The following is a 3,400-nucleotide window of genomic DNA, read 5'->3' as shown; positions in this document are numbered from 1 at the left end:
GCAAGAACCAGGAATCCAACTAGGGTTATTAATTGACCGTAAAAATCGCCGAGTTTATATTTATCGTCCCGGAGAAAAAGAAGAATATTTAGAAAATCCTGCTGCGGTGAATTGTGATCCTATTTTACCAGGATTTGTTTTGAATATGGGTAAAATTTGGTAGCTATAAAATCAATAGATCATGGTTAATAAAAATATTTTAATCCTTTGGCTATTTTTCTAGATAAAATCCCTTTTTTGATCATGTTTATTCTTTAATTTTGCACATCTTGACAATTACCTAACTAACTGCATTGCTGAATTAAAAAATTGCTGACATAGGCCTTTAGTAATTAAAATGGTTGTTAGTAAATTTGTCAAAGCTACCATGAAAATAATTAAAATTTCGTAGGATACAGCCTCTAGGGGTGTGACACCGGCTAATAATTGTCCATTGGTAAAGGTTGGTATTGTTACCATACCAATCAACATCATTTGGTTTAAAGTCGGCATAAATGCGGCGCGAATAGCCTCTTTACGGTAGGGTTTAATAGCCTGTTCGGGAGTTGCACCTAAGCTTAAATGGGTTTCTATTTCTGTAGGAAATTGATTTATAGTAGTAACCAAACGTTCTCCCGCTACTACAGCAGCATTCATAGCATTACCCAACAATATCCCAGCTAAAGGAATCAAATAACGCGGTTCATACCATTTATCTGGTTGAATAATTAAAAAGTTGGTGTAAAGCAATGTTAACGCCGTACTCACAAAAATTGCTATCCAAACCAAAGGTAAAAGGTGGGGAATTTTTCGGCTAATGCGATTACGAGTAATAATTGCAGTAATGGTCAGAATTATTGCTAAAATCCCTACTATTGCCCAAACATTATTTAGGGCGAAAATAAAGTCAAAAATGTAACCCAGTACAAGGAGTTGGAGGATAGTTCTACCAGTAGCCACACTTAAATTTAATTCTAGTCCTAATTGTTCCCAGGACGATATACCAATGACAATGGCCATTAAGCCCATAGCTAAAGCCAAATCTACCATATCCAGTTTAATTAGCTCTGGCATAGTTTCTGTACCTCTTAACAAATCAAAACTTGACAAAATTATATCTTGCAATCAGTCCTAGCGATGAAAAATCGCATACACAAACAAAGTCCGTAAATAAAATAAAAACTCATGATTAAAAGTGTAAATTCCATTCCTGCCTTTGATATTAAAGAACAATATGCCACCATTGAAACTGAGGTAAGCGCTGCTGTATTGGGTGTTCTAGCTTCTGGTCGTTATATTGGTGGTCCAGCGGTTACAGATTTTGAACAACAGTTTGCAGCTTATCATGGTGTCAGTGAATGCGTAGCTTGTAACTCTGGTACTGATGCTCTATTTTTAGCATTACGGGCTTTAGGCATTGGTGCGGGTGATGAAGTTATTACTACACCATTTACTTTTTTTGCTACTACAGAAGTTATCAGTGCTGTGGGAGCAATACCAGTATTTGTAGATATTGATGCCACTACGTTTAATTTAGATGTAGAGAAACTAAAAGCAGCAATTACACCAAAAACTAAAGGGATTATACCAGTACATTTGTTTGGTTTGCCTGTGGAAATGACAGGATTAATGGCAATTGCCCAATCCTATAATTTAGCAGTAATTGAAGATTGCGCTCAAGCTACCGGTGCAAGTTGGGAAAATCAAAAAGTTGGTAGTATTGGCCATGTTGGTTGCTTTAGTTTCTACCCTACTAAAAATCTGGGCGGTTGTGGTGATGGTGGGGCAATAATCACAAATGATCCAGCGATCGCTACTCAATTACGAATTTTGCGGGAACATGGAAGTAAAGTAAGATATATTCACGAGGAAATCGGTGTTAATAGTCGTTTAGATGCTATCCAAGCGGTAATTCTGCAAATCAAACTGCGCTATCTCGATATTTGGAATCGCAGACGCAAGCAAATTGCTGATTATTATTATCAACACCTGAGTCTAGTTTCTGGTATCACAGTCCCCCAAGAATCTCCCGGAGGGGTTGGTGTCTGGAATCAATATACCATCCGTGTGTCTGGGGAAGGACGCAATGGTATAAGTGGTAAATATCGAGATTGGGTAAAAAATCAAATGCAGGAACAGGGTGTTAATTCTATGATTTACTATCCTTTACCCATACATTTGCAGCCAGTGTATAAAAATCTAGGTTATCAGCCCGGACAATTGCCAGTATCAGAACAAGCTTGTCATGAAGTTTTATCTTTACCCATGTTCCCCGAATTAGACCAAGAACAACAAGATAAAGTCATTAATACCTTAAAATATTGTTTGTCTTGAATTATCGGGGAACATGGGAGTAAGGGAGAAATTTCCTTTTTCTCCTGACTCCTGACTCCTACTTTATTACGCAAATATTCGGGTATTTGCAGTAGCTAAAGATTCTACTAAACTACGGACAGCGGCAATCATCGCTATTTCGCTATTGAGTTGGTTAATAGCTGAACCGACACCAACACCAGCTGCACCAGATGCGATCGCCATTGGTGCGGTAACATTAGAAATACCCGAAGCACATAGTACAGGCACAGAAACCGCACGGGAAATTTCATAAGCTGCGGCCAAGGTGGGAGCAGCCTTTTCTATTAGTCCCAAAGTACCGGGGTGAATAGGGTTACTGCTAGTACCTCCCTCAGTTTGAATAATATCAGCACCGGCTTTCACCAAATCTTCCGCTAGTTGTACTTGTTGATCTAAAGTCAGGATATGGGGAACGGTTACAGACAGGGTAATTTCTGGCAGTAAGGCACGGGTTTGGTAAGTTAGAGCTAAAACTTCCTCTGATTCAAATCTGCGCCCTTGAGCATAGAAAGAATCGAAATTACCAATTTCAATCAGATCAGCGCCAGCAGCCACAGCAGTTACAAATTTTTCGGGTTCAACCGCAGATACACAAATAGGTAATTTAGTCAAACTTTTAGCCAACTTTACCAAATCTACATCAGCAGCAATATCTACAAAAGTAGCACCACCCAAATCAGCGGCTTTAACAGTCGCAGCGACACTAGCAGCATTGAAGTTATTCAAACCGCTAATTACTTTTAGCACAGGATGGGCGAATGCACGTTGGAGATGAGGATACATAGTCATAATTTTTATGAGAGCAGTTTCTTTCAGTAGGAATATTTTTACATCAAATCTGACCAGATTTGATTTTGAAAAAAAATTGATGGCGATTAATGTTGCATACTAGAGTATTTATGTTCACTTTATCACCTGCCAAGTTTCTATCTATGGTTACTTCCCCGACCTGTATAATTTTCCCTGGGAGTAATCTAATGCAGTCCATCCTAAGTTTTATATTATATCATAACCTGGTTTTTTCCATTGCTTCTAATTGCATTTTTTTGGGGTTAATAATTCTAAC

The 3,400-nt window shown here is 38.3% G+C and carries 4 protein-coding genes; 2 read left to right on the top strand and 2 right to left on the bottom strand.

Annotated elements, in window-relative coordinates; all coding sequences use genetic code 11:
- The coding region (locus ACIR310F_RS24105; protein WP_196803176.1) for a Uma2 family endonuclease at positions 1-163 on the top strand (163 nt) is incomplete at its 5' end.
- Between the two features lie 113 nt (positions 164-276).
- Here the strand turns inward: ACIR310F_RS24105 and ACIR310F_RS0106510 are convergent.
- The gene (locus tag ACIR310F_RS0106510) at positions 277-1,053 is read right to left on the bottom strand and encodes an ABC transporter permease (RefSeq protein ID WP_028083114.1); all 777 of its coding nucleotides are present in this window, start codon (positions 1,051-1,053) and stop codon (positions 277-279) included.
- Between the two features lie 111 nt (positions 1,054-1,164).
- Between ACIR310F_RS0106510 and ACIR310F_RS0106505 the strand changes: the two genes are divergently transcribed.
- Entirely contained in the window at positions 1,165-2,313 is a 1,149-nt protein-coding gene (locus ACIR310F_RS0106505; protein WP_028083113.1) for a DegT/DnrJ/EryC1/StrS family aminotransferase, read from the top strand.
- A 66-nt stretch (positions 2,314-2,379) separates the two neighbouring features.
- Here ACIR310F_RS0106505 and ACIR310F_RS0106500 read toward each other — a convergent pair whose 3' ends face one another.
- Positions 2,380-3,123, bottom strand: a complete 744-nt coding sequence (locus tag ACIR310F_RS0106500; protein ID WP_028083112.1) for a DUF561 domain-containing protein — start codon at positions 3,121-3,123, stop codon at positions 2,380-2,382.
- Between the last annotated feature and the right edge of the window lie 277 nt (positions 3,124-3,400).

It is taken from the genome of Dolichospermum circinale AWQC310F (assembly GCF_000426925.1).
Lineage (GTDB): Bacteria > Cyanobacteriota > Cyanobacteriia > Cyanobacteriales > Nostocaceae > Dolichospermum > Dolichospermum circinale.
This window is presented reverse-complemented; position numbering and strand designations above follow the sequence as displayed.